General features: G+C 53.9%; 25 protein-coding genes. 9 read left to right on the forward strand and 16 right to left on the reverse strand.

Annotated features, from left to right (window positions below; translation table 11 throughout):
* Positions 1-435 precede the first annotated feature (435 nt).
* The gene (locus GX839_01410; GenBank protein ID NLB04125.1) at positions 436-588 is read left to right on the forward strand and encodes a hypothetical protein; all 153 of its coding nucleotides are present in this window, start codon (positions 436-438) and stop codon (positions 586-588) included.
* Positions 589-748: 160 nt separating this feature from the next.
* Positions 749-2461 (forward strand): catalase, encoded by a 1713-nt coding sequence (locus tag GX839_01415; GenBank protein NLB04126.1) that lies wholly within the window; start codon positions 749-751, stop codon positions 2459-2461.
* A gap of 93 nt (positions 2462-2554) precedes the next feature.
* Here the strand turns inward: GX839_01415 and GX839_01420 are convergent, their stop codons facing one another.
* Positions 2555-3391: a hypothetical protein gene (locus GX839_01420; protein NLB04127.1), complete on the reverse strand. Its 837-nt coding sequence runs from the start codon at positions 3389-3391 to the stop codon at positions 2555-2557.
* Positions 3392-3674: 283 nt separating this feature from the next.
* Between GX839_01420 and GX839_01425 the strand changes: the two genes are divergently transcribed.
* Positions 3675-4166: a GNAT family N-acetyltransferase gene (locus GX839_01425; protein NLB04128.1), complete on the forward strand. Its 492-nt coding sequence runs from the start codon at positions 3675-3677 to the stop codon at positions 4164-4166.
* Here GX839_01425 and smpB read toward each other — a convergent pair.
* Both smpB and tsaD read right to left on the reverse strand, forming a co-directional pair.
* Positions 4151-4624: an SsrA-binding protein SmpB gene (gene smpB / locus GX839_01430; GenBank protein NLB04129.1), complete on the reverse strand. Its 474-nt coding sequence runs from the start codon at positions 4622-4624 to the stop codon at positions 4151-4153. The genes GX839_01425 and smpB overlap by 16 nt on opposite strands.
* Complete coding sequence (gene tsaD, locus GX839_01435) at positions 4621-5685, reverse strand: tRNA (adenosine(37)-N6)-threonylcarbamoyltransferase complex transferase subunit TsaD (GenBank protein NLB04130.1); 1065 nt, start codon at positions 5683-5685, stop codon at positions 4621-4623. Before tsaD ends, smpB begins: the two co-directional genes overlap by 4 nt.
* A gap of 64 nt (positions 5686-5749) precedes the next feature.
* Between tsaD and GX839_01440 the strand changes: the two genes are divergently transcribed.
* Positions 5750-6814, forward strand: coding sequence for an alpha/beta fold hydrolase (locus GX839_01440; protein NLB04131.1), 1065 nt, complete (start codon positions 5750-5752; stop codon positions 6812-6814).
* Positions 6815-7216: 402 nt separating this feature from the next.
* On the opposite strand, the gene GX839_01445 is transcribed toward GX839_01440, so the two are convergent.
* The 3 genes from GX839_01445 to GX839_01455 all read right to left on the reverse strand — a co-directional run bounded on the left by GX839_01445 (position 7217) and on the right by GX839_01455 (position 10584).
* On the reverse strand, positions 7217-9337 hold the full coding sequence (locus tag GX839_01445) for a hypothetical protein (GenBank protein NLB04132.1): 2121 nt from the start codon (positions 9335-9337) through the stop codon (positions 7217-7219).
* 126 nt (positions 9338-9463) lie between these two features.
* A complete protein-coding gene (locus GX839_01450) occupies positions 9464-9763 on the reverse strand; it encodes a hypothetical protein (protein NLB04133.1) in 300 nt (99 codons plus the stop codon).
* 365 nt (positions 9764-10128) lie between these two features.
* Positions 10129-10584, reverse strand: coding sequence for a hypothetical protein (locus tag GX839_01455; GenBank protein NLB04134.1), 456 nt, complete (start codon positions 10582-10584; stop codon positions 10129-10131).
* A gap of 327 nt (positions 10585-10911) precedes the next feature.
* Between GX839_01455 and pruA the strand changes: the two genes are divergently transcribed.
* The 5 genes from pruA to GX839_01480 are packed head-to-tail and all read left to right on the forward strand — an operon-like array spanning position 10912 to position 15931.
* On the forward strand, positions 10912-12537 hold the full coding sequence (gene pruA / locus GX839_01460; protein ID NLB04135.1) for an L-glutamate gamma-semialdehyde dehydrogenase: 1626 nt from the start codon (positions 10912-10914) through the stop codon (positions 12535-12537).
* Between the two features lies 1 nt (position 12538).
* Positions 12539-12871 carry a (2Fe-2S)-binding protein gene (locus tag GX839_01465; protein NLB04136.1) on the forward strand — a complete coding sequence of 111 codons (333 nt, stop codon included), beginning with the start codon at positions 12539-12541 and terminating at the stop codon, positions 12869-12871.
* Positions 12861-13976: an FAD-dependent oxidoreductase gene (locus tag GX839_01470; protein ID NLB04137.1), complete on the forward strand. Its 1116-nt coding sequence runs from the start codon at positions 12861-12863 to the stop codon at positions 13974-13976. The genes GX839_01465 and GX839_01470 overlap by 11 nt, the downstream gene beginning before the upstream one ends.
* Positions 13966-14790: a 4Fe-4S binding protein gene (locus tag GX839_01475; protein ID NLB04138.1), complete on the forward strand. Its 825-nt coding sequence runs from the start codon at positions 13966-13968 to the stop codon at positions 14788-14790. Before GX839_01470 ends, GX839_01475 begins: the two co-directional genes overlap by 11 nt.
* Positions 14777-15931, forward strand: a complete 1155-nt coding sequence (locus tag GX839_01480; protein ID NLB04139.1) for an FAD-binding oxidoreductase — start codon at positions 14777-14779, stop codon at positions 15929-15931. Before GX839_01475 ends, GX839_01480 begins: the two co-directional genes overlap by 14 nt.
* A 1-nt stretch (position 15932) precedes the next feature.
* On the opposite strand, the gene GX839_01485 is transcribed toward GX839_01480, so the two are convergent.
* The 10 genes from GX839_01485 to GX839_01530 form a co-directional block, all read right to left on the reverse strand.
* Positions 15933-16874 (reverse strand): SufD family Fe-S cluster assembly protein, encoded by a 942-nt coding sequence (locus tag GX839_01485; protein ID NLB04140.1) that lies wholly within the window; start codon positions 16872-16874, stop codon positions 15933-15935.
* A gap of 7 nt (positions 16875-16881) precedes the next feature.
* A complete protein-coding gene (locus GX839_01490) occupies positions 16882-17613 on the reverse strand; it encodes an ATP-binding cassette domain-containing protein (protein ID NLB04141.1) in 732 nt (243 codons plus the stop codon).
* 129 nt (positions 17614-17742) lie between these two features.
* Positions 17743-18660: a UDP-3-O-(3-hydroxymyristoyl)glucosamine N-acyltransferase gene (locus GX839_01495; GenBank protein ID NLB04142.1), complete on the reverse strand. Its 918-nt coding sequence runs from the start codon at positions 18658-18660 to the stop codon at positions 17743-17745.
* Positions 18661-18685: 25 nt separating this feature from the next.
* Positions 18686-19294 carry an aminotransferase gene (locus tag GX839_01500; GenBank protein ID NLB04143.1) on the reverse strand — a complete coding sequence of 203 codons (609 nt, stop codon included), beginning with the start codon at positions 19292-19294 and terminating at the stop codon, positions 18686-18688.
* A 34-nt stretch (positions 19295-19328) separates the two neighbouring features.
* Entirely contained in the window at positions 19329-20225 is an 897-nt protein-coding gene (gene rsmA / locus GX839_01505) for a ribosomal RNA small subunit methyltransferase A (GenBank protein NLB04144.1), read from the reverse strand.
* A complete protein-coding gene (locus GX839_01510; protein NLB04145.1) occupies positions 20222-21436 on the reverse strand; it encodes an SH3 domain-containing protein in 1215 nt (404 codons plus the stop codon). The genes rsmA and GX839_01510 overlap by 4 nt, the downstream gene beginning before the upstream one ends.
* Before the next feature lie 127 nt (positions 21437-21563).
* A complete protein-coding gene (locus tag GX839_01515) occupies positions 21564-23018 on the reverse strand; it encodes a hypothetical protein (protein ID NLB04146.1) in 1455 nt (484 codons plus the stop codon).
* A gap of 87 nt (positions 23019-23105) precedes the next feature.
* Positions 23106-24152: a dTDP-glucose 4,6-dehydratase gene (gene rfbB / locus GX839_01520; protein NLB04147.1), complete on the reverse strand. Its 1047-nt coding sequence runs from the start codon at positions 24150-24152 to the stop codon at positions 23106-23108.
* Between the two features lies 1 nt (position 24153).
* Positions 24154-25038 (reverse strand): glucose-1-phosphate thymidylyltransferase RfbA, encoded by an 885-nt coding sequence (gene rfbA / locus GX839_01525; GenBank protein ID NLB04148.1) that lies wholly within the window; start codon positions 25036-25038, stop codon positions 24154-24156.
* 27 nt (positions 25039-25065) lie between these two features.
* Positions 25066-25737: a hypothetical protein gene (locus tag GX839_01530; GenBank protein NLB04149.1), complete on the reverse strand. Its 672-nt coding sequence runs from the start codon at positions 25735-25737 to the stop codon at positions 25066-25068.
* Positions 25738-25836 lie beyond the last annotated feature (99 nt).

Consider the following 25836-nt stretch of genomic DNA (forward strand, 5'->3'; position numbering starts at 1 on the left):
AGGGTGCTTCCCTGTTGATCAGATCAGGCTCCCAGTCAGCGCCAGAATATCCCGCCGCGCTCAAACACCAGGCAGTCACCTGTGAAGGTGAACCTTCCAATACCACCGAAGTCCCAGATAATCTCCCCCTATGCCAAAGAGTAATCGCAAGTATAGTGTCCGTATTCTTCAGTATCGAAGAACATGTTGTAGTCCCTGACCGTAAAGTCAGTGTAGAAAGTCAGTTTCGTGGGTGTACAGTACCAGTCTCCCAGGAAGGGAATTGCCAGAATTGCGGTGGGGCGGCAAGGTAAAAAAAGTTAATCCCCCAGTGCTTGCAGTCGTGGTCGTGGTCGACGTCGTGGTCGTGGTCGTCGCAGTAGTCCCGTATGCCACCACTGATGTGGAAGCGGGTGTTGTCGCCAGTTCCGGATCCGTCTCCGGGCAGGCCTTCGGATGACAACGCAGCGGGTCAGTTTCGATGCCTGCATACAGCCGGGCGACACCGAACCGGCGTATTGGTTTGACAATGAAACGGCTTTGGCAAGAGCTTCGGGCAGCCGGGCGACTTTTGCCACTCCGCGGCATGACTTCCTGTCCATCGGCTGAATCGTGATGAAAAAGGAAACTCACTCGCTTTCAAAAAAGAAATCGGCCCTGTCCCGTTACCCCAGATACCAAACCGCCATGCTGACCACTCCCCGTCTATCATGGGAGAACATTTAGAACAATTCCAAATCCTGAATCATTCAGAAGAAAGGACACCTGCATGAAAACCAAAGATCCCATGATGAAGAACGACCTCGGCGACCATCAGCCGAGCCGCAATGATGTCAGGGGCTCCCAACCCGGTATCACCAGAGAGAACGGGGCGCCTGTCATCAACAACCAGGACACCATGACGGCGGGGCAGCGGGGCCCCCAGGTCATCCAGGACGCCTGGTTGATCGAAAAGCACGCCCACTTCAACCGCGAAGTCATCCCTGAACGGCGCATGCACGCCAAAGGATCGGGCGCTTTCGGTGAATTCACCGTCACCCACGATATTACCCGCTATACCAAGGCCAAAATCTTTTCGGAGATAGGCAAGAAGACCAAACTCTTTATGCGCTTCTCAACCGTGGCGGGTGAGCGGGGCGCGGCTGATGCCGAACGGGATATCCGGGGTTTCGCCGTCAAGTTCTATACCGAGGAAGGCAACTGGGATGTGGTCGGCAACAATACACCGGTCTTTTTCTTCCGGGACCCCAAGAAGTTTATCGACCTCAACCACGCCGTCAAAAGAGATCCCCGGACCAACATGAGATCCCCCAACACCAACTGGGATTTCTGGTCCTCCCTGCCCGAGGCCCTGCTCCAGGTCACCATCACCATGAGCGACCGGGGCATTCCCTCCTCCTACCGCTACATGCACGGCTTCTCCAGCCATACCTACAGCCTGATCAACCAGGCCAACGAGCGCGTCTGGGTCAAGTTCCACTTCAGGAGCCGCCAGGGCATCCAGAACCTGACTGACCAGGAGGCGGCCGCGGTGGTGGCCAATGACCGGGAAAGCCACCAGCGCGACCTCTACAACGCCATCGAGCAGGGCAAGTACCCCCGCTGGACTCTTTTCATCCAGGTCATGACCGAAGAGGAGGCCCGCAAGATGCCATACAATCCCTTCGATCTGACCAAGATGTGGTTCAAGCGCGACTTCCCCCTGATCGAGGTCGGCGAGCTGGTCCTGAACCGCAACCCTGAAAACTACTTTGCCGATGTCGAGCAGGCAGCCTTTAATCCAGCCAACAATGTACCGGGCATCGGTTACTCGCCCGACCGCATGCTGCAGACCCGGCTCTTCTCCTATGGAGACGCCCAGCGCTACCGGCTGGGGGTCAATCATCACCAGATCCCGGTCAATGCGCCCCAGGGCGTCAAGAATCCCCACAGTTTCCACCGCGACGGCCAGATGCGGGTGGACGGCAACCTGGGCAGCGAGCTCCATTACGAGCCCAACAGCTACGGCAACTGGCAGGATCACTACATGGAAGCCGAACCGATCCAGGAGGGCGGTGACATTTACCAGTACGATTTCCGCCAGGACGACCACGATTACTACAGCCAGCCGGGCCTGCTTTTCAGGGCCATGACTCCGGAACAAAAGCTGGTCCTCTTCGAGAACACAGCCCGTAACATGGGCGATTCCACCCTTCAGATCAAACACCGCCACATCGTCCACTGCTACATGGCCGATCCGGATTACGGCAAGGGAGTGGCTGAGGCTTTGGGCATTGACATCAAGGAAGTCGATCTGACCCCCATGCGATCGGACAGCCGTGAGGCTTGGGAAAAAGACAAAGCCAGAGGCGCTGATCTCAATGTGCCGACTCAGCCTGCCTGCCCGGGGTCAGCCAGGGATCTTCCGCCAGAGGGCCGCGATACCAATGTGAAGGACCCGGCCTCCCTTTACAGCTGGGAGGAAGATCCCCACATCTTGTAAGGACAAGTTGTCAGGTCGGCAAAAACCGGTCATGACAAGTCAAGAGGGGGTGCCAAGGCGCCCCCTCTTTCTTTCTGCCTATCGATCGGCCGGTTAGGGAATGGTGGCTTCAATGTTAAAGCCGTCACCCGTCAGCCCCGTCAGTTGCTTGCCTTCGATCCGGTACCATTCGGATGCTGTCAGGGGAAAATCCAAACTCTCTTTCCCCGTGAGCGGCCCCGGCCGGACAGCATCTTGATCGATGCCAATGGCTCCCTCTTCGCCGGCAATGGTCACCATGTAGTGACGGGCCTTGCCATCATCATCCGTCAGGAAATACTGGCCGGCAAAACCGTAGGGAGTGCGGACAAACTCTGACCGCAATTTTTCATGACCGCCCTGGATAAAGCTGAAGACGAAGCCATCCGCTCCATCAGTGGGCTCGCCTGTGAAACTCACGGCCTCTCCATCCAGGTTATAGGTGAGAGAGGCCTTGTTTCCTGACCGCTCAAGTTTCATGTCTACTGCCCCGAAGATGGCCGCTGTCTGCTGGGCCGACAGTTCATCATCCCAGAGGATGGCCGCCGGCCACATCATGATGTCCGCTGTGGTGAAGCCAATTATCGAGAATACGGCCTCCATGCCATGGTCACGGAACGCATCAAAGGCGCGGGTCATCTTTTCGATCAGACCCGCTTTTGCCTCGAGGTAGGCTTCATAGGAGTTGCCGGATGAAAAACCCGGATTTTTGCTCTCCTCCCCCCGGACGGTCTCCGAAGGAAGCCCGTCTGTCTTATCGACCGGATCTGCCTTATCTGCTTTTTCAATCTGGTCGATCAGGCCGCCGATGCCACCCGGGACCAGCTTGTCCAGGGAAGGTGTCTTCATACAGCCGACGACCAGCAGACTGCTGGCCAGTACGGCTGCCACCACTATAAGTATTTTTTTCATGGGATTTATCCTGCCTTTCCGATCTTTTCTTCAGGCGTCTCCCATGAGGCTTTCGCCGATTTTATTATAGAGAAGCAAGGGTTCCCAAGTGGTAACCTGCAAGCCGGAAACTGGGAAATAGCCCGTTTTGCTCAAATCAGCTGGAGGGTCACCGATTTTTGGGCTTGATCCTTCCTTTTACCGCTGCCGCTTTTGCTATAGTGTGTTCACCAAATCACGCCCCTTATGCCAAACGCTTCCTGCCGTGCGCCTGAAAGAGATTTTCATCTGGAGGAGACCAACCATGAACCAGCCAAGCTTCCGGAAAGCCAAACCTGACGATCTGGACCAGGTGACGGATCTGCTTGCCCGGCTTTTCCAGGACCATGACCCCGCTTCCCTGCTGGAGGAAAACCGGGAAATCCTCCAGGCTGCAAATGAGACCATTTTTCTCGCCTGTTCAGGGAACAAAGCTGTGGGCATCAGCCATGTGGCAATCCGGCATGACTACGTGGAGGGCGCTTCCAGAGGTGACGTCTGTGGTTACCTGGAAGCCCTTTATGTCCTCCCCGCTTACCGTCACCGGGGAATCGGGCGCGGGCTGGTCCGCCATTGCGAAGACTGGTCACAAAGAAAAGGCTGCACCCTTTTTGCGTCCGACTGTGAGCTGGACAATGAGACAAGCCAAGGTTTTCATAAGAAGATGGGATTTTTGGAAGTTGACCGGATAATTCATTACATCAAGCCCCTGGATCAATCCCAGGCTGATTCGCCGTCAGGCTATTTTCGTCCCTGATCCTTGATCCTGCGCTCGATGTCGCGTTCCACGGCACGTTCTCTGATAACCTCCCGCTTATCGTGAAGTTTCTTCCCGCGGGCCAGCCCGATTTCAAGCTTGACGCGGCCACCGGAAAAATAGGCTTTCAGAGGGACCAGGGTCATTCCTTTTTGCTGGACGGCTGCTTCCAGCTGGACAATTTCGTGCTTATGGGCCAGGAGCTTGCGGTCCCGCACCGGGTCGGGGTTGAAACGGTTGCCCTGCTCATAGGGACTGATGTGGGCACCGACCAGGAAAAGCTCGCCGCCTTTGACGGTCACGTAGGCTTCGCCGATGCTGAAATGCCCCTGGCGGACGGATTTGACTTCCGTGCCGGTCAGCACCATCCCCGTCTCCAGCCTGCGAAAGATGTGGAAATCGTGGCGGGCCCGCCGGTTCTCAACGATCAGCTTGGTTTTTTTCTCTTCTGCTTTCATGGCGCCTGCCGATCCAGGAATTGATTGACCTCTTCCAGCTCCGCCATGGGAATAGCGTTCAGGCTGGCATCTGCCTGCCTGCCGGAACACCAGGCGTAGTAACCGGCCGAAGCGATCATGGCCGCATTGTCCGTGCAATAGGAAAGCGCGGGGATGGTCAGGCGGACTCCCATTCTGTCCGTCATGTCTTCCATGGCTTCCCTGAGGCGCTTATTGGCTGAGACGCCGCCTGCCACCACCAGTGAGCGGTAAGGACCGGAAAGCAGCGCCTCCCGGGCGTGGTGAACCAGAGTCTGGACAACTGTTTCCTGGAAGGTAGCTGCAAAATCGGACAAACTGCAGGATGCGGGCCAGGCCGCACCCTCTTTTTCAGCTTCCCGCATCAATTGGCGGTGGCGATTGATGGCCGCGGTTTTGACCCCGCTGAAAGAAAAGTCCAGGGAATCGGGAAAGAGGGTGATCGGCAAGGAAAAGGCCTGCCGGTTGCCGTCTTTTGCCGCCTGCTCGATCAGGGGCCCTCCCGGGTATCCCAGCCCCAGGGTCCGCGCAATCTTGTCGAAGGCTTCACCCGGGGCATCGTCCCGGGTCCGGCCCAGAACCACAAAGGAGCAGTAATCCCTGACTTCAACCAGGCTGGCGTGGCCGCCCGATACGATCAGGCACAAAAAGGGAGGGGCCAGCGAGCGATCCGCCAGATAAGCCGATGCAATGTGGCCTTCCAGATGGTGAACAGGTATGAGCGGCAGGCCGATCGATGAAGCCAGTCCCTTGGCTGCCGCGATGCCGACCAGGAGGGCTCCGACCAGGCCCGGTCCGTAAGTGACGGCAAGTGCGTTCAGATCTTTCAGGCCTATCCCCGCTTCCTCAAGGGCCCGGTCGATTACCGGCAGGATGGTTTTAACATGTTCACGGGAGGCCAGTTCCGGGACAACTCCGCCGTAAGAGGCGTGGAGATCGACTTGTGACGCGACCACACTGGATTTGACCAGGCGCCCGTCAAGGACCACCGCTGCGGCGGTTTCGTCGCAGGATGTTTCAATCCCCAGCACAAGTTTTCCCATTTCCTGAACCATGCCTATCCCCTGCTGTCACCAATCAATGTACAATAGAATAGCGGGCCGGTCTATGATTGTACCGCCTGAAAACCCCGATGGCAAGGAGCTTTTTTTGAGGAAGAAGCCTTACATCCTGCGAAGTAGAAAGAAAAAATCCCGGGTCAAGCTTTTTCTGATTGCCCTGGCTCTTCTGCTTGTTTTCGTGGCCGGTATTGCGGTGACCAGCCTGGTAAAGGCTGACCGGCTGATGAAACAGCCTTCCGAGCCCATCCCCCCCTACGCCACCAATCTTCTGCCCTCCTTTCAGTCTGTATCCTTCAGCTCAGGCGGCGGCCAGATCACCCTCAAGGGCTGGCTGATCAAACCTGAAGGAGAGATCAACCGGGGAACTGCCATTTTGGTTCATGACCAGGGCGGCAACCGTCTGCCCTTCGGCCTGGATTCCGCCCCCCTGATCAGGCAGCTGTCCCGGGAGGGTTTTTATACGCTCCTCTTCGATCTTCGTCACAGCGGTGAATCCGGCGGCAGCATGTCTTCCTTCGGTTATGCGGAATATGAAGATGTCCGGGCCGCTATTGCATGGACCCTCCAGCACGTCCCCTCTTCACCTTTGATCCTTTACGGCTTCGGGTCGGGGACGACCGCTATCATGCGGGCACTTGATTCCCTGGAAGACGACGCCCAAAGAAGCGACGATGAGACCCTGGCAAAAGAGGCCTTGACGGCTCTGGACCGGATCGGGGCCCTGATCGTGGATACACCTGCCCGCGACAGCGATGCTTTTATCAGCGCGGTCATCCGGAAGAATAACAACAAAGCCCTTTTCTGGCTCCCTGATGCCGTTCCCTACGCAATCCGCCTGTCAGCCGGCAAGAGCGTCAGGAAGGATTATTTTGCCTACTTTTCCTCCCTGCCCCTCCCCGTCATGATCATGGGTCACGATCAGGACCCTTTCCTCAAAACCAGCAATTACCGGCCGCTGATCGATGAGCGATTGAGGCTGCATCCCGAAAGGACTGCCACCCATCTGGTCCCGGGCACCGGTCATCTGGAGGCTTATTCCGGTGACCCTGATGCTTACATGGAGGCACTGGCTGCTTTTCTTGCCCGCTGGTTTCCCCCAAAAATGGACTGACTCCTGCGCCTGATTTACAGGTGTCATACCAGGCAATATCGCTTGATTTCTCCTGGACGTGTACGAAAATCCTGAACCTGCCCGGCTCTGCAGGTTGGATTGCCGGATTTCGCTCTGCTGCAAATGCATGACTGCCGGCTCAATACGATCCCCCCAATACCCGCCTGTGCGGACCGGATTGGCCAAGTGGACTCAAGTTTCTGTTTCATCGGGAAGCGAAGCTGAGCAGGATCGCTGTTTCAGCGGAATTGGATATGTAGTTTTGTCCTTATTAGCTCGAAAAAACAATTGACGAACACCTCAGAACTCGTACTTTTATTACCCAAAAAGGAGCCGTCCCGCTCAGAGACGGCTCCTGAATGTTTTCCTGTTGGCAACAGGACAATCGCTTTTAACTGATCCTCATTCCTTTGAGAGTGCCCGCTTTCTCAAGACCAGCGCCGAAGAACCGAGAAGTACCATCAAAGGTGCCAGGTACAGCGTACCGGGCAGTCGTACACCGGTCGCCGGTGTTTTAATTTCGTCTTCATTGCCAAGGACCAGTGTTTCATCTTCAGATTTTTCCGCGCTCTGCCCATCACCATCAGCGGCTGTTTGATCACCGCTCCCGGTTCCGGACACCTGGGTCTCATCATCGTCTTCAGGGCTGCCGCTGTCGCCTGCTGGATTGCCAGGGTCTCCTTCATCCTGATCACCGGCAACCAGACCGCCATCACCCTGATCACTTCCGCCGTCCGCGCCGGTTGATCCGGAATCATCCCCGCCGCCTGGTGATTCCCCTTCGCCGCCAGGTGTTTCGTTCCCGTCGCCGGGCGTTTCATTCCCGCCGCCAGGCATCTCATCTCCACCGCCGGGTGTTTCGTCTCCGCCGGGTATTTCGTCTCCGCCGCCGGGCGTTTCATCGCCGTCGCCAGGCGCTTCATCGCCGTCTTTAATTCTAAGGACATTATAGAAGGTTACGAGTACTTGACCATCTTTGCTGATTGGACCGCAGGCCACACGCCCCTCCTGACGGTCGCCATCATTGATGGTGTAATAGACATCGTATCGATCGTCTTCTTCTTCGGTCACGTTGAAAAATTTCCACTTACTTGAAGGCGAGATTTCCACCTTTTCATCGTGACCCAGCGTATAGTTGTCAACATTCGGATAACTGCTGTCTATACTTGTATCAGTATGAAAGAAAACTTTGAATGAAAACTCCCCTTCAGTCGTTTCACCTTCAACGACCTTCTTGACCACGAATCGGGGTGTTGGTGAAACAGGCTCCCAGTGGTTGGCAAAGGTGACGGTTACCTTCTTGACGTTACTTCCAAGAGCCCCAAGTTTCACCCATAGTCCGCCCAGATCCACTGCATGGAGGGGGGCGGGCTTGACGTTATCGGGGGACTGCTCGAAATATTCGTAATCCACTTTGACTGACGTCTTGTAGCCCTCGACCGCCGCTTCACGAATGGTGTACGGGTAATGGGGATTCACCGTATAGGATTTGTGACCCAAATCGCCAAGCTGAAATTTCTCATTGAGAGGCTGGCTGATGATTTCTCTTGTGATTGTCCCCTGTTCAATCGAAAAGTCGAAGACCCGGTCGTCAGGCGGATTGCCTGTCACAACTTTCCTGATCTCGATGACCGGGAAGGCGGGTGGTTCAAGAGCAGGATTCCATTTGTTATGGAAGACAATAGGATGTGATTGATCCGCGACAATCCAGCCGCTAACCGTATCTTTGCTAAGACCGAGCTTGTCATTGTCCTTATCACCATCATCTACAGTCACCGTATATCCTTCATGATTTATTTCCGTGACGGTATAGAGGGTCTTTTCGGGCAGATTTTTCACATCCATTACACCGTCGGGTCCAAGCGAAAAATTCGCTCGCCCGTCTTTAACGGCCAAGCCTCCATAAGTGCCGTCGGCGATGGGCACTCCTTTCGCTTTTTCCAGCGTGACCGAAAACTCAAATGACGGTTTGTTAAGATCAATCGGATAATTCTCCAGCTTTTTTGTGATTTTCAAATGGCCCACTGCCTCCTCTGCAGGCGGAGCAGGTGGTTCCACATCCGATTTCTTGTAGGAATTGCGGAATATAAGGACGGTCTGACTGCCCTTGCTCATTGTTCCCGTAACCGTCCGGTTACCGTCATATTCGGCGCATGCATGCACCCCGTTGATCTCAACATTTGCCAGTTCAAAACGTTCATCATCTTCTTCGGTTACCTTGAAACCGTAACCATAAGGAATATTTCTGATTGTGTGGTCGTCATGGATACCAAGCTCAATCTTGTGCTGCACCCACTCTTCTCCGAATTTTCCATACGAATAGGTGAAAGTCACTTTGGTTCCCTCTGGAACCCGTCCCTGGTGTTCAGTCCGCTTTTGGATCACCAGTTCATAGCCTTCCTCCTTTCCACTTTCAGCCAGTACCCGGCCGGCCCCCGCGAGGAAAAGTCCAGTCACCATCAAGACCGCCAGAATCAGCGCTATCCAGCCGGCCTTTTTTCTTTTGCAAACATTGCCCTTCATTTTATTTGCATTCCTTTCCAAATGATTTTGCCAGGCATCCAGGCAAAAATTTAAAACCAACATAACAAGGCAAGGGGCCGGCCCGTCTTTTCCGGACTGATCAATCCCCGCCTTTGTTTTCTCTCTTCAGCGCCCACAGGACTCACCCTCCAGCATATGAAGAGCCCGCGCAGTGTCCGTTGAAACCAGCAATTTCTCATTATCGGTATTAGTCGAAGAAACCAGGGTCTTTCCCCCATCCTCCGAGAAGGCCTGCACAGTCATGTCATTGCTTTGAGGTAAGGCGCCTTCGGCCGGGGAAGCATCTCCCCTGCCCAAAGCTTCTGTCCGAAATGGTGCCAGTGATGTCAGGCTGACGATTGCGATCAGCAAAAAAAGCCGTGCCAGCCAAACGAATGGTTTGTGGTTCCTGTTAATCTCTTTCACCTTGGTTCTCCTCCCTGAGGAACTTCTTCATCGTTCTAGGGATTCAGCCCTTCGCACCAAGTTCATGCAAGATTTGAATAGCTATTCAGGATTTACAAATATTATCCTGTCTAATAATATTCACTTGTTTCGACTGGTTAGCGCTTAGCCCTTCATAAGCTCTCTAAAAAAGCCCAGACGAAGTAAAGCTACCAAACTGTAATGAGAATGTCAAGAGCAAAAGTGAGGATTTGACAAAATTTTTCAGATATTTTGCCGATTCTTTTGTAATTTGCTCAAAATTTGACGAAAAATCACCAGTGGCGACACAGAATTGCTTGCAAACCAATTAGTAGTACTTTTCCCTATAATAGTAAGCAGGCCGCTCATTCAGCTCTTTTTCGCTGAATGATTATCCGTCTCTGAAAAAAGAGCATCTGTCGATGCACTGGATTCAGTGTGAGTATCTCACCTAACTGGCACCGGCATTCTGTCTCAATCCGGTTGACTTTCCAGCGTTCACGGCATGCTTTCGCAATTGCGGCTACCTTCTGGAGGGACGTTATGATGCTCAAAATCCGGAGCGCATGCCCCGTATGCTCTTTAGTTGTCTTGTTCCGCTTCCGGGAATCAAGCGCTCCCTCCTCTTTTTGAAGTACCTTGTCATGAAAGTTCTCATCAGGAACAATTTCAGCGGGATTGATCTCAAAACCAACGGGTTCATCCGATGTGGAATGCCCGACAGATTCGGTGATCAGGTTCTCAAAACCACCCTTTGACTCATATTCAAATCCCTGGCGGTGCACGCCAGGACGATGACTGGCCAGCCTCTTCTCCCCCATCTTCGCCGTCCGGGAACGCATGTGGATCTTTGGACTGGAGCCTGCCTGTTCCTTGTTTGCTCAAGGCTTTGAAACCATACGCTTGTGAATTGAGTCAGCCAAAAATCAGGGTCCGGATTTTTTCAGAACCAAGCTGCAGACTTTGGTCATAAGGGCTGCGATTCTTCCTCCTGGAGCAAGTTTCCGAAACTGGCAAAGCGCTTTCAATATGCCTATAATGGTGAAGGCTTTGGCGCCATATGACGATTGGATCGGCCGCAAGCCTTCACAGCAACCCTGGCCGCTGAAGGCAGATCCTGAAGGCCAATGATTGAAAGGAAGACAGGCATGAACGGTATTTTTTCGGTTCCCCAGGTAAGCAATGAGCCTCTTTCGGACTATTCACCGGGTTCCCCGGCCCGCGCGTCACTCAAACGCGAACTCAAGCGGCAGGCCGGTATGGTGGTTGATATACCGGTTTTTATTGGCGGTCAGGCCATTGAGACCGGCAAGATCAAAGAGGTGGTCATGCCGCACAATCACGGGTATGTCCTGGCCCGGGTTCATCAGGCAGGCGAGAGTGAACTCCGGCTGGCCATGGACACGGCTGTGGAAGCCAAGGCCTCCTGGGCCGCCATGCCGGCAGAGCACCGCCAGGCCATCTTTTTAAAAGCTGCCGACCTTCTTTCAGGCCCCTGGCGCGACCGCATCAATGCCTCCACCATGCTGGGACAGAGCAAGACCGTCTTCCAGGCGGAAATTGATTCGGCCTGCGAACTCTGCGACTTCTTCCGTTACAATGTGGCTTTTGCCGACCAAATCTACCGCATGCAGCCGGAAAGCTCCAAGGGGATCTGGAACCGGATGGAATACAGGCCGCTTGACGGCTTCGTTTTGGCCATTACCCCTTTCAACTTTACTTCCATCGGCGGCAACCTGCCGACCGCCCCTGCTCTGATGGGCAATACAGTGGTCTGGAAACCGGCCGGCACGGCCTCACTGGCCAGCTACTATTTCTATTTGATGCTCAAGGAAGCCGGCCTGCCTGATGGGGTCATCAACTTTGTGCCTTCGGCCGGCGCGGATGTCGGCCGGATCGTTGTGGCCGACCCGCGCTTGGGAGGTATTCACTTTACCGGTTCAACGGCCACCTTCCAGCAGATCTGGCAGCAGGTAGGCTGCAATATTGCAAATTACGGGCAGTACCCCCGCCTGGTCGGCGAAACGGGCGGCAAGGATTTTGTATTCGCCCATCCCACCGCCCACCTGGAGTCCCTGGTCACAGCTCTGGCGCGGGGCGCTTTTGAATACCAGGGACAGAAATGCTCCGCCGCTTCCCGGGCTTACATCCCGCAAAGCCTGTGGCCTGAAGTGGAAAAATGCCTGCTGGAGGAGATCGATCAACTGAAGGTCGGTGATCCCGCTGAGTTTGATACTTTCATGGGAGCCGTGATTGACCGGACCTCTTATGACAAGATCAAGGGCTACATCGAAGAGGCCCGCGCGTCAGATGATGCCCGGGTTCTGACCGGAGGCTGTGACGATTCGAAAGGTTACTTTGTCCAGCCGACGGTCATCCTGGCCAAAAAGCCGGACTACGTGACCATGGTGGAGGAGATCTTCGGGCCTGTCCTGACCGTCTATGTCTATGAAGACGACGAACTGGACGAAGCCCTGCGGCTCTGCGATACCTGCACACCTTACGGTTTGACCGGAGCTGTCTTTGCCCAGGACCGCCGGGCCCTGGTTAAGATGGAAAGAGCCCTGGCACACGCGGCCGGCAACTTCTACCTCAACGACAAGCCGACGGGGGCCGTGGTCGGCCAGCAGCCCTTCGGCGGCTCGCGCGCCTCCGGCACCAACGATAAGGCAGGATCCCTGCTCAACATGATCCGCTGGACCAGCCCCCGGGCCATCAAGGAGAACTTTGTCCCCATCACGGGCGTTGCCTACCCCTATATGGAGGAAGCCTGAGATGAAAGGGGAGCATTCGTCACTTCGCATTGAAGAACACCCTATCCTGGATTTCGGCCATCGAAAGGATATCCCTTTTACCTTCGATGGCCGGCCCCTGACAGGAAAGGAGGGCGATACCATTGCTTCAGCCCTTCATGCCAATGGCGTCATGGTTCTGGGCTACCACTTCAAAACGGGAAGGCCCCGCGGTTATTATTGCGCCATCGGCAACTGCTCCTCCTGCCTCATGATCGTTGACGGCAGGGCCAACGTCAGGACCTGCACTGAACCCCTGCGGGCGGGCATGGTGGTGGAAACACAAAGGGATCGGGGGGTGCCGGATGTTTTATGAACCCGATATTGCTGTCATCGGCGGGGGACCCGCCGGCCTCATGGCCGCGGTCACGGCGGCGGAGGCCGGCGCCTCCATCCTTCTGATTGAAAGAGACGGCCACCTGGGCGGCCAGCTGGTCAAGCAGACTCACAAGTTCTTCGGCTCGGAAAAACAGCACGCTTCGGTACGCGGCATCGATATTGCCGGCCTTTTGAGCCGGAAGCTGGCCGGTTTTTCAGATCTGGCCAGCGTGTGGACCGATGCGACTGCCATCGGACTTTACGAAGACGGCGTTCTGACAGTGGAACACCGGGGACGTTACAAGAAAGTCCGGCCGGAAAGAATCATCGCGGCGACAGGTGCCTCGGAAAAGTACCTCTCCTTCCCCAATAATGACCTGCCAGGTATCTACGGGGCCGGAGCTGTCCAGACCATGATGAATGTTCATGGGGTCCGGCCGGGCAAACGGGTCCTCATGATCGGAGCGGGCAACATCGGCCTGATTGTCAGCTACCAGCTCCTGCAGGCCGGGGTTGAAGTAGCTGCCATTGTGGAAGGCCTGCCCGCCATTGGCGGCTACCTGGTCCACGCCAGCAAGATCCGCCGGGCAGGTGTCCCCATTTTGACTTCCCACACCATCGTCCGGGCCGACGGAAAAAATTCGGTTGAATCGGCTGTTATTGCCGGGGTCGACCGTTTCTGGAATATCATCCCCGGCACGGAAGAGACTGTTGCCTGCGATGTCATCTGCATCGCGGCCGGCCTCTCCCCCTTGGCCGAACTTCTCTGGCAGGCCGGCTGTGCCATGCGCTATGTCAAGGAGCTGGGCGGCCATGTCCCGGTTCGCAACGACCGGCTTGAGACAAGCGTGCCCGGCCTTTACATCGCGGGTGACCTGACCGGCATCGAGGAAGCCAGCGCTGCCATGGTCGAAGGACGCCTGGCAGGGCTTGAGGCGGCGGCCTCACTTGGCTTGAAGACAGATCATTATGAGGAGGAACGCCTGGACTGCCTGGAACAGCTGCGCCAGCTTCGGGCGGGTCCCGCGGGTGAAAAGATCAGGGAAGGCATTGTGCGAACCCTCTTGGGCCCGTCCGGCGAGGAGGTGGACCATGCTGTATGAGACAGGCATTGTCACGGACGATCTTCTGGAAGCCGCCCTGCCTTCCCCTGAGCGGCGGGGCAAGGGTCCCTACGCCGTCATCGAGTGTTTCCAGGAGATCCCCTGCAACCCCTGCACCATCTCCTGCCCCTTTGACGCCATCCTGCCCATGGAGGACATTAATGACCTGCCGGAGCTGGTCCCCGATCTTTGTACCGGCTGTGGCATCTGTGCCGGGGTCTGCCCCGGCCTGGCCATTTTCATTATCGATGAATCCAGAGGAGACGGGACCGCCAGGGTGACCATCCCCTACGAGTTTGTCCCCCTGCCCGAAAAGGGTGAGGTGGTGCAGGCCGTGGACCGGGCCGGCGCCTATGTGGCGGACGCAACTGTCACCCGGGTTTTGTCAGGCAAAAAATCCGGCACGCCCCAGGTCACCTTGTCAGTTCCATTGGACTGCGCGCAGAAGGTCCGGTTCTTTCACCTGATCAAAGAGCAGGATGTCAAACTTGATGCCGAATCAGAAAAAGAACCAAGAGAAGATCAGCAGGTCACCGCCGAGGCCACCATCATCTGCCGCTGTGAGGGCATCACCGTTGGAGATATTCGCAAGCTGATTGAAGAAGGCTACACGACCGTAGATGAGATCAAGCGCATCAGCCGGGCTGGAATGGGCCCCTGCCAGGCCCGGACCTGCGGCCCCCTGATCGCCGACCTGATCGCCAGGATGACCGGCAGACCGGTAGAGGAGGTCGAACCTTCAGCCCACCGGCCGCCGACCCGGTCGCTTCCCATTTCTTTTTTCATGGAGGAGGAAGAAGATGTCCTTACCTAAAAGTGCTTCGGTGGTTATTGTCGGCGGCGGTGTCTCCGGCTGCGCCATCGCCTGGAATCTGGCTAAAGAAGGGGTCAGGGATGTTGTTGTTCTTGAAAAAGATACCCTGGGCAACGGGTCGACGGGACGCTGCGGCGCCGGGGTCCGCATGCAGTGGGGCGCCAAACGGAATTGTCAGCTGGCCTTGTTTTCCATTGAGTTTTTTGAAAAGGCCAATGAAATCCTTGAATACGAACGGGACATCGAGTTTGACCAGTCGGGTTACCTGATTGTGGCAGCCAATGAGAAGGAGGCCCAACAGTTCAAAAAGAATGTGGCCCTCCAAAACAGCCTGGGCATTGATTCCAAGTACTTAACGCCGGGGGAGGCCCGGGAGATTGTCCCCCATATCGATACCTCACAGTTTGTGGCAGCCACCTTCTGCCATCGCGACGGCCATCTTAATCCCTTTCATACTACCGAAGCCTATGCCCTGGCGGCCGAACGGCTGGGCGTTCAGATCTTCAAGCACACGGAAGTGGTTGGCATTGAAGTGAAAAAAGGGAAAATTGAAGCGGTGGAAACCGATCAGGGCCGAATCGCGACCCCCATCGTGGTCAATGCCGCGGGCGGCTGGTCCAAGGGCATCGGGGCCATGGCAGGAGTGGACATCCCCATCTTTGTCCAGCGCCACCAGATCCTGGTGACGGAGCCTCTTGAGCCTGTCCTGAAACCTATGGTCATGGGTTTTTCCTACAACATTTACATCCAGCAGGTCCCCCATGGGTCCATTATCATGGGGCGGAGCGACGATTCTGAGCCGCGCGACCTTCGAATTACACCGGGCTGGCGTTTCATGGAGGAGATGACCAAGACCTGCGGAAAGCTGCTCCCCTACCTGCGCTCGGCCAGAATCCTGCGCCAGTGGGCAGGTCATTACTGCAACACGGAAGACGCCCAGCCCATCTACGGGCCGGTGCCGGGCCTGGAGGGCTTCTTCCTGGCCCTGGGTTTTTCGGGCCATGGTTTCATGCTGGCGCCTGCCACGGGCCAGCTTATCACGGAAATGATCCTGGACCGCCCCCTGACCATCGATGTTTCGGATCTGGATATCGGCCGCTTTGAGCGCGGCCAGCTCTTTTTTGAGTATTCGGTGGTTTAGTCTATTTCATGAAACCGCTGATGATCCGGGCCTCAGCTTCCTTTTCGGAGAGACCCAGGGTCATCAACTTGGTCAGCTGTTCGCCTGCAATTTTCCCTATGACGGCCTCGTGGATGAGCTCGGCCTCCAGATGATTGGCGGTCACTTCGGGGATGGCAACGGCCTTGCCCTGATCCATTAAAATGGCGTCACATTCGGAATGACCCCGGCTCTTGTTATTGCCGGTCATTTGTGAGACAAATTTCTGACGGGATCGCCCCCGGACCACGGAACGGGAGATCAAGTGGGTACGTGACTCCTCTCCGTCCAGCTTGACGTCAAAAATGGTTTCGGCGGTCTGTTCCCCCTCGGTCATGATCTTTTCGCTGACGATCAGGCTGGCTCCGTCGCCGACGACTGCCTCGGTTCTCCTGACGGTTGAATCGACCCCCTGGATTTGAACGCTATCCATCTCCAGATGGCTTCCCGGCCCCAGCTCGATGACGGTGGTGGGATTGAGGACGCGTTTTCCTTCCCCCTCCCCGTAGTGTTTTTCCAGGTATTTGACCCGGGCGTTTTCTGCCAGGAAAAAGCGGTGAATGCCGTCGTGGGAGCTCTCGTCAGTTCCGGGGTTGTGGATGGCGCAACCGGCCACGATGGTGACATCCGCCCCCTCGCCGATGTAGAAGTCATTGTAGACCAGATCGTGAAGGCCGGTCTGGCCGATGACCACCGGGATATGAATGCTTTCATTTTTGGTTCCCGGCTTGACTCTGACCTCGATCCCCGGCTGGTCGGCCTTTGTCACAATGTCGATGTTGGCGGTGGTCTTGCGGCCGGCCCCCTCGCCGTCGGACCGGATATTGAAGGCGCCCATGGGCACATCATAGAGGCCTGTAACCTCCGCCAGCAGGTGCTTGTAGATTTGATCCTTGACCGGATCAACCGGTTTCTTGTTATTCATAGCTACCTCAGGAAACTGCATAGTAGTCGCAGGTGGCCCGGCAGTCATCGGCCGGGAGTATCAGACCGGGCAGAATCTCATCCCTGGGGCCGATTTTTTCAATCCGGCCCCCTTCCAAAACCATGATGGTATCCACCATGTTCAGAATCCGCTCCTGGTGGGAGATGATCAAAATCGACCCGCCGGTCACCTCATGCAGATGGCGGAAAACACCGATCAGGTTCTGGAAACTCCAAAGGTCGATCCCTGCCTCCGGCTCATCCAGAATGGTCAGAGAAGTCCCCCGGGCCAGCATCATGGCGATCTCAATCCGTTTCAACTCCCCACCCGACAAGCTCCCGTCCAGGTCCCGGTTGACGTAATCCAAGGCGCATAAACCCACCTCTGACAGGTATTCGCAGGCATCGTCCTTGGTTAATTCACGGCCCGCCGCCAAAGAGACCAATTCAAAGACTTTCATGCCCTTGAACTTGACGGGCTGCTGGAAGGCGTAGCTGATGCCCTTTCGGGCCCGCTCATCGACGCCCAGATCCGTGATGTCCTCCCCGTTGAAAAAGATCCGGCCAAACGTCGGCCTGATGATCCCCATGATTAGCTTGGCCAAAGTGGATTTGCCGCTGCCATTGGGTCCCGTGATGGCAACAAACTTGTCACCGGTCGCAAAACTGATGTCCCGCAGGATGTATTTTTGCTTGCCATCGTCGTCGACGGCAAAAGATACGTTTTGTAATTCAAGCATCTTGCTTCCTTTCAGCAGAACAGAGGTCCTATTTTCCTGGTCATTATAAAGCGTGAAAACGCAGGAAGGCGTATCGAATGCGAGACTCCCTATCAAGAAAAAGATAAGTCGAAAAACTCCAAGCGGCGGTCAGTCTTGCTCCAGGGATTTGAGATCTCTTTTCAGGAGCTTCAAAAATTGGTCGTGTGGAATAGCAAAGTTGCCGGTTACCGACTCATCGTTCCCGACTGAACGGGTGACCACGGCTCCCATGTTGACACGGGCCCGGTCACCTATTTTCAGTCCGTTGCGGATGGTGGCATTAAATCCGATCCAGACATCATCACCGACAACCACACGGCCGCCCACAACCGAATGAGCGGTGATGAGTGCTCTTTTGCCAATTTTGCAGCCATGGGCCACATAAACATGATTGTCCAATTTGCTGTAGGAAGAGATCCTCGTGTCATCCCAAGGATAAATGGCCCGATCGATGCAAGCATTGTTCTGGATTTCAACATGATCTTCGATGATGACGCCTCCTGCATGAGACACACTCATCACCTCATCCCCGGTCCGTTTGAACTCAAAGCCAACACCGCCCAGGATGGTTCCGGCCCTGATCACCGAATAATCCCCTATCACCGTGTCCGGATAGATCATGACAAAAGGCTCAAGCACGACGCCCGCTCCGATCACCACATTGGCCTCAGCTACATGAGCCTTTGCCGATACCATGGCAGTCGGGTCAATCCGGCTTGCAAATTCAGGCCGTCTATAGCCATCCTGGCTGCACAGGAAATTATGAAGGCGAAAAAAGAGTTCACGCGGGTTTGAGGTGATCGCCAGCCCGAAAGTGTCTGTGGACAGCGAAAGAGCAAGTTCATTCGTCGTCAGCAGCATGGTCAGGTTGCCGGGAATGTCTTTCACATGTCCGGCATCGTCGAGATAACTGAGCATGGCAAAGCCCTCAACCGGGACCAGAAGCGAGAGATAGTCGAAGGGGCGCTCGTTTCGGATTGATACCTGGCACTCATTCATCAGATGAAGCTGTTCAGACAAAAGCATCTCAATTCCTCCGTTATTTTGCAGTTCAGACCCTGCCTGTCGAACCGAAGCCTCCTCCCCGGTCATTGCCGATCAGGGATACATCGTCGACTTGAATCAGTTCAGGAAACTCGACTTTGGCGAAAACAAGCTGGGCAATTCTTTCACCAGACTTGATAAAAATGGTTCCGAGAGGATGCCCCTCACCGTCAAGATAGACTTTCATGTCAGGCAGGCCGAACGGAAGCAGGAGGCCCTGGCGTTCCCGGAAAAAATGAGCCATATCGACCGGATGGTAATGCTGGTTGAATGAATCGATCAATTCGGGGTGTTCCTGAAGATAGGAATAGGGATCGGTCAAGGATGCCGTGTTCTCGAAAACGACTGACACAAGGTCCCGGTAATCGGCGTCAATGGTGCCGGGTGAATTGGCGACGCGCAACCGGGTCCGCAGTGAGAGCCCGCTCCGCGGCCGCACCTGGGCTTCAAATCCGATTGGAATGGCTAATCTCACCCCCGTGGAAACAAGGACGGTTCTGCCCGGCTCAATGGCCGTATCCTCATGAGCGAACAAATCAAAGCCTGACGCGTCTACCGATGCGCGTACGGGGGCCTTGGCCCCGGCTTCCAGGCTATAGTAGAGTTCCGGGATCACCAGGATTCTCCTTCCATACCGTCATCTTACTGAATCAGGTCTTTTCTGACAAATTGAGCAGGCGGAATAGCTCACCCAGCTGTTCAGGGGTCAGCTGCTCAGCCCGGGCTCCGGAAGCGATTGCCTGTTCGCCAAGGAAGATCTTAATCTTTGGGGGAATGGCCTCATTCACTGCCCCTGAAAGTTTTAAGGCGTTGGCTAGATTCTTTCGACGGTACTGGGCAAGTCCTGTCAGAAAGCGATGGAATAAGGGATCAGAAGCAATTTCTCTTTTCCCCTCATCGTCCGAAGGCGTCAGGGCCATGAGCGCCGACGTAACGTTGGGCTTGGGGAAGAAAGCAGCGCGTGGGACGGTTCTTTCTTTTCGCCATTGCCCAAAAAGCTGGCTTGCCATGGAAAGGGTCCCATACTTTTTCGTTCCCGGTTGGGCCAGAATCCGTTCGGCGGCCTCCTCCTCGACCATAAAGAGCGCTTTCGACATCCCTGACAGACAGCTTATGGCAGTCAGGATCAGTTCGGTGGTCAGATAATAGGGCAGGTTGCCGAAGACCAGGAGGCGTCCTTCCGTCTTTCTAATGAGTTTATGGTAATTTGCTTGTCTCGCGTCTTCGTAAATCATTTCAGGTGGCCTTTCAAGGTCCCCGAACAGCTCATCGTGAAGGGGTTTGAACTTGCGGTCGATCTCAACAGCAAGGACGTGGCCAGCCCTTTCCGCCAATCGCTTCGTGATGATACCCGGGCCGGCCCCGATCTCAACTATAAGATCCCGGCAATCAGGCTGGAGGGTATTCAAGATCGATTCAATCACACGCTGATCGATCAGAAATACCTGACCCAATGACCGGGTCGGGAAAAGATTGTATTTTTTTAGCATTAGAAAAAGGGAGGGCGGCTGCCCCTCCCCGGTTTTTGCCTGTTTATTTGAGCTCACGGCCTGGCGATGACGTAGATGGCAGATACGCTGTTGCTGCGCGTCAGCAGAGAACATTCATCCGGATCGTAGCAGAGGTCCAAGCTGCCTCCACTTCGGTCGGCTACGACTCCGAAACCGTAGCCCTTGATGAAAAGGACTGTTCCCCGGGGAAAGATATCAATCTCACTGGCGCCGACGGCAATAAGCCCGCGTTGGGCGGGAATGCCTGATCCGGTATTGTGATTGGTTGGGGTGGTATGACCCTGCCGGCATGTGCCTCCTCTGGCCTTGATCTGCTGGCGGCAGACCTCCACGCCATCATAATGGGTTGCGTAGCGTGAACCGTATTGGTCGAGGAAACCGAAGGTCAGGCCATCCACCGTGATGGTTCCATCCCCATTGTCAGTGAAGTCGTTGTAGTGGCGGTTGATGGAGGGACTGATTTCCTTGTTGATCAGTCCGCCTTCCTTAATAATGTTGAAGTTGGCCCTGGCAATCCCGTCCGGTGTTCCCGACAGGACAAAAGTAAATGATGATTCACCCTGCCCCTTGTCAACGGGTTTTCTGGTCGTGGTGGGCGCCACAGTCGTGGTGGGCTGGGGAGTTGTCGCGGGTGTTGTGGTTGTTGTCGTCACGGTAGTTGTTGTCGCGGGCGGGTACTGACTGATGTACCTCTTCGCGACGTAACCGATTTCGTACCCTGCCAGGCGAACCTTGGCCCAGTCATTGCTCAGGGCGATGACCCGGAGAGGTTGGCCATATTCGAGCAGTTGCTTGACCGGTGAATCAGTGGAGGGCCCTTCACGCAGGTTCAGGCCTGACTCGGACAGGACATAGTAGCGTAAGTCCACCTCTCGAAATGTGGTGTTTGGCGTGGAAGTTTCGGTGCTCATTGAGACAGGAACCGTCTTGCGCGGACGAATCGTCGCCTTGGGGCGTGTCACCGGGCTTGTAACGGGAGAGTGGGTATTTTCATTGACGGGGGCCTGGACTTCATCAAGCAGGAAGATAAGTTCATTGTCTGGATGATGACGGTCGATCAGGCCTTCGACGTTGAAGAGGCCTTCTTCTGCGACCCAAGCGGGCTGGGTCAAGTGCGGTCCATTTTCTTCAGGATCCCTGGCTTGACCGTCGTTGATCAGCCGGAAGAGCAAGGCAACGAAAACGGTGGCCACCAGCACTGTGGCAGTCGTCAGGAGAATCTTATCAATTTTGCGCTTCTGTCGCATATCTTTTCGTACCAAGACTAAGCGGATGTACCACCCTTGTTTGCCATTTTACGATGTTTCCAGCCCAATTACAAACAAGAGGTGCGCCGGGACCTCTGTCTTCATCCAAGTGCAACTTCTTCCAAGCTTATCCAACTCCGATGATTCCGAGCAATTTCACACCCATGCCAGCGGCCAACTCCAGGTTCCGGATTGTCTTTCGCAGATCGGTACGGCGTGCCTGAACCAGTTGTACTACGGCATCCGAAGATTGGAGCACTTTTATTCCTTCAACTGTGTCAGCAATAACTCCAACACTTTGCACCGAACCTAACCCCTGCAAAGCATTAACCAGATTTTCACAGGTTGAGCCCTCAGCTTCACCCATAATGGCAATATGATAGGGACGGTTCGGATATGATTCCGGCTTCAAATTTTTGTCCAATCCCTCAATGACAGAGGCCAGATAGTCCAGGTTTTCTTCTTCATTTGTTTTTTTCTCGCGATAGAAAGTATTTTCCAGCCAACGATCAAAGCCGGCGCCGAATCTCTTCCTGTCCGATAAATTGGGAAGTGCGACGGATCCGATGTAGAGTAGTCCCAGCTGATCAGCTAATTCTTCAGGTGACCAGACAACAGCCGGTGATGTCGCCCGGAAGACAGCGAAAAAGGACGTAATCAAAATACCTACAACGGCACCAGCACCTCCAAATCTAATAATTTTGCGCCTTAGGTTGACCTTTTTCTCCACAATCTCTTCCGATAGCTGGACCGTCTGCTTTTCGAGTGCCTGTTCCAAGGCCTTCTTAACTTTCAGATCAATTGCTTCCTGATGCTGATCGATCATAAGACGCACTTCATTAAACTCTTTCTCCAGCCGCTCTCTTTCGCTTTTGATAAGGGGATTTGGCTCAAAAGATGCGGTGCGTTCCATTATTTCAACTTCAAAAAGATAGTTGACATCTAGATGCTCACGGATGATATCCGTAAAATATCCTTGTGCATCCTCCGCCAGTCTATCTACTGTTTCCTGATCAGGTGCAACTACTTCGAAATGTAACACCTGTTCGTCATCCAGATAGGCAGTTAAAAGCTCCTTAACCCACTTGGCTTCAACCCCATGCATGATTCGGTCGGCAAGGTACTCAGCAAATTTGTCGCTCTTGGCTTGCTTCAGAAAACCAAGGCTCAAGGAGTAAGTGCGTTGTTCATAGGTTTCTTCAGATGTTGGGGCAGGTTCTTCGGGAGTCACGATCACATTGAATGCCACTTTCGGTTGAGCCATTTCATCAATAGCAAGGTAGATACTGTTAACCAGACGGTCACTCAGATACCTGGATTGAGATTCGAGGGATTCTATCCGGTTCATGATTTCGATAACTGTTGGGTCGCTGTTAACAGTGTTTTTGGAAATTTCTTCGATTTCCTTGTCAGTCAGTGAAACTGCTTGTTTAGTAGATTCACTGGGTGCACGTCCATAAAAGAGAGCAACACCAACAAGAAGAAGAACCCCTGCAAGGGAATATACGATCATTTGCCGCCAGGATCGCAAGGTGACAAAGAATACATCTTTTATTTTCATTGTTTGCTCCGATCCTGTCATGGCATTGCTTCCCTGTCATTGGTTTTATCGATTATAACAAACAACTCTTCCAAATATCACCGCGAATGGACGCAAGCTGGCTTCTTTTTATTCATACATAATTTCATAGTATTTCTCGTATTCACCTGAAATGACATTCTCAATCCATGCTGAATTGCTCAGGTACCATTTGATGGTTTCCAGCATTCCCAGTTCAAAGGTAAAGGCTGGTTCCCACCCAAGATGAGTCCTGATCTTCGTGTTGTCAATGGCATAGCGTCTGTCGTGACCAGGTCTGTCTTTGACGTATTGAATTAAGGATTCCGTTTTCTCCAATGTTTCAATGATCAGCCGGACAATTTCGATATTTGCTTTTTCATTATTGCTGCCGATGTTGTAAACATCCCCGTCTTCCCCTCCATGAAGGACAGCATCGATCGCAGAGCAGTGATCATCCACGTGAATCCAGTCTCTGATTTGCATTCCATCACCGTAGACAGGAAGATACCTGTCGTTCAGACAGTTGTTGATCATGAGAGGAATTAATTTTTCTGGGAATTGGAAGGGACCGTAATTATTACTACTGCGCGTGATATTAACGGGGAGCCCGAAGGTTTCATAGTAGGCTCTTACAATAAGGTCGGCGCCCGCCTTTGAAGCGGAGTAAGGATTGTTAGGCAGGAGAGGCATATCTTCAGTAAATAGGCCTGTTTCACTCAGGGCACCGTACACTTCGTCGGTTGAAATCTGGACATATTTCACCCCCGGTTTGAATTTTCTGCAATATTTGTCAGCCGGATTGCACTTCCAGTGTTTTTTTGCAGTATCAAGCAAAACTTGCGTGCCAACAATATTGGTTGTCAGAAACACTCCGGGCTCGACAATGCTTCTGTCAACATGGCTTTCCGCCGCAAAATTCACGACCGCATCGATTTCGTACAATGAGAATATCTCTTCAATTTTTTCTCTGTCCCGGATATCGGCCTTGACGAATACATAGTTGGGGTGGTCTTCAACATCTTTCAAATTTTCAAGATTGCCTGCATACGTCAAGGCATCAGCATTGACAATCCGATAATTATGATGTCTTAGCATGTACTTGACAAAATTGCTGCCGATAAAGCCGGCGCCGCCCGTCACCAGAATGCACTTCATCTTAGCCTCCCAAATCGTGAGTTTCGTTCGCAAGAGAAAGGATATACTGACCGTATTCGGTCATCTCAAGTTTCTTGCCGATCGCCCTGAATTGCTCCTTTGTGATGAAACCTCTCCGCCAGGCAATCTCCTCCAAACAAGCGATATAGAAGCCTTGTCTGGATTGGACGGCCTCAACGTATTCGGAAGCCTTAAGCATGCCCTCGGGTGATCCGGTGTCAAGCCATGCCATGCCTCGCCCCAGAAGAACCACTTTGAGTTCGCCTTGTGCAAGGTAAACATTATTGACAGCCGTAATTTCCAATTCTCCCCTCGCTGAGGGTTCGATGTTTTTGGCGATTTCCACTACTTGATTATCGTAAAGGTAAAGACCCGGCACGGCGTAGTTCGATTTGGGATGCTGCGGCTTTTCTTCGATAGAGATCACTTTATGGTTTGCATCAAACTCCACCACCCCGTAAGGTCTCGCGTCCTTGACGGGATAGCCAAATACAACAGCGCCTTTATCCTGCATCTTTGCCTGATTCAGCACTTTGGTTAGATCCTGACCATAAAAGACGTTGTCTCCCAGTATTAAACAGACGCTGGAGTCTTCTATAAACGGCTCTCCCACAATGAAGGCATCCGCCAGACCCCTGGGTTTTTCCTGAACTTCATAGGAAAACTCCAGGCCGAGTTCGGAGCCGTCTCCCAAAAGCCTTTCATAAACAGGCGTGTCCTCCGGTGTGGAAATAATCAATATTTCACGAATACCCGCCAAGATCAAAACTGATAGCGGATAATAGATGAGAGGCTTGTCGTAGATGGGTAGCAATTGCTTTGAAACAGCTCGTGTCATGGGATAAAGGCGGGTGCCTTTTCCCCCGGCCAATACGATTCCTTTCATGGAGTCCTCCAAATCAATAGATCCAGGCTAGGACCGGGCCAGCACGATATCACAAATCCGATCAACATCACCCATGTCCAGATCTGCATAGAGAGGCAATGTCAGGATCCGATCGGCGATGTAAGCAGCTACAGGTGTATCGACTGAATGAAACCTCTCTTTGTAGCACTCGAATGTGCTGGTGAGGGGATAGAAATACTTCCTGGCAAAAACATTTCCCGCTTTCAGTCTCTCAAAAATCTCATCTCGATTCAACTCGTAACCGTCAAAAAGAACGGGAAGATATGCATAATTGCGCTTCACCCCATCCTGTAACTTGGGCAGCTTGATTCCTTCAATGTCGGCCAATCGCTCATGGTAACGCTCCGCAACCAATCGACGCTTTTCGATTTCCTCATCGATATGGCGGAGATTACATAATCCCATGGCAGCTTGGAATTCATTCATCTTCGCGTTGCCGCCAACATATTCGACTGTCTCAGGACCGGTTATGCCAAAGTTTTTCATGGCATTAAGTCTTTTTGCCAGATCATCTTCCTTGTAAGCCACGGCACCACCTTCAATTGTGTGGAATACCTTGGTCGCATGGAAACTGAACATGGAAGCGTCGCCAAAATTGGCAATGCCGACTCCATTGACGGTTACACCAAAGGCGTGAGCGGCATCATAGATTACTGTTATGTAGTGACCCTTTGTCAAGAGACGTTATTGTTTGGTTGCTTAATCCGATCTCTTCTTTCCGTGTCCTTTCTATCGAAGATATTTTCAAGGGTTTCGACTGTACTGTCCCGGCATTGG

It is taken from the genome of Fastidiosipila sp. (genome assembly GCA_012511175.1).
GTDB lineage: Bacteria > Bacillota > Clostridia > Saccharofermentanales > DTU023 > UBA4923.

Bases quoted from the DNA above. Each gene is read 5' to 3' on its own strand.
- GX839_01410 (NLB04125.1), top strand. From the start codon at position 436: ATGACAACGCAGCGGGTCAGTTTCGATGCCTGCATACAGCCGGGCGAC.
- GX839_01415 (NLB04126.1), top strand. From the start codon at position 749: ATGAAAACCAAAGATCCCATGATGAAGAACGACCTCGGCGACCATCAG.
- GX839_01420 (NLB04127.1), bottom strand. From the start codon at position 3,391: ATGAAAAAAATACTTATAGTGGTGGCAGCCGTACTGGCCAGCAGTCTG.
- GX839_01425 (NLB04128.1), top strand. From the start codon at position 3,675: ATGAACCAGCCAAGCTTCCGGAAAGCCAAACCTGACGATCTGGACCAG.
- smpB (NLB04129.1), bottom strand. From the start codon at position 4,624: ATGAAAGCAGAAGAGAAAAAAACCAAGCTGATCGTTGAGAACCGGCGG.
- tsaD (NLB04130.1), bottom strand. From the start codon at position 5,685: ATGGGAAAACTTGTGCTGGGGATTGAAACATCCTGCGACGAAACCGCC.
- GX839_01440 (NLB04131.1), top strand. From the start codon at position 5,750: ATGATTGTACCGCCTGAAAACCCCGATGGCAAGGAGCTTTTTTTGAGG.
- GX839_01445 (NLB04132.1), bottom strand. From the start codon at position 9,337: ATGAAGGGCAATGTTTGCAAAAGAAAAAAGGCCGGCTGGATAGCGCTG.
- GX839_01455 (NLB04134.1), bottom strand. From the start codon at position 10,584: ATGGGGGAGAAGAGGCTGGCCAGTCATCGTCCTGGCGTGCACCGCCAG.
- pruA (NLB04135.1), top strand. From the start codon at position 10,912: ATGAACGGTATTTTTTCGGTTCCCCAGGTAAGCAATGAGCCTCTTTCG.
- GX839_01465 (NLB04136.1), top strand. From the start codon at position 12,539: ATGAAAGGGGAGCATTCGTCACTTCGCATTGAAGAACACCCTATCCTG.
- GX839_01470 (NLB04137.1), top strand. From the start codon at position 12,861: ATGTTTTATGAACCCGATATTGCTGTCATCGGCGGGGGACCCGCCGGC.
- GX839_01475 (NLB04138.1), top strand. From the start codon at position 13,966: ATGCTGTATGAGACAGGCATTGTCACGGACGATCTTCTGGAAGCCGCC.
- GX839_01480 (NLB04139.1), top strand. From the start codon at position 14,777: ATGTCCTTACCTAAAAGTGCTTCGGTGGTTATTGTCGGCGGCGGTGTC.
- GX839_01485 (NLB04140.1), bottom strand. From the start codon at position 16,874: ATGAATAACAAGAAACCGGTTGATCCGGTCAAGGATCAAATCTACAAG.
- GX839_01490 (NLB04141.1), bottom strand. From the start codon at position 17,613: ATGCTTGAATTACAAAACGTATCTTTTGCCGTCGACGACGATGGCAAG.
- GX839_01495 (NLB04142.1), bottom strand. From the start codon at position 18,660: ATGCTTTTGTCTGAACAGCTTCATCTGATGAATGAGTGCCAGGTATCA.
- GX839_01510 (NLB04145.1), bottom strand. From the start codon at position 21,436: ATGCGACAGAAGCGCAAAATTGATAAGATTCTCCTGACGACTGCCACA.
- GX839_01515 (NLB04146.1), bottom strand. From the start codon at position 23,018: ATGACAGGATCGGAGCAAACAATGAAAATAAAAGATGTATTCTTTGTC.
- rfbB (NLB04147.1), bottom strand. From the start codon at position 24,152: ATGAAGTGCATTCTGGTGACGGGCGGCGCCGGCTTTATCGGCAGCAAT.
- rfbA (NLB04148.1), bottom strand. From the start codon at position 25,038: ATGAAAGGAATCGTATTGGCCGGGGGAAAAGGCACCCGCCTTTATCCC.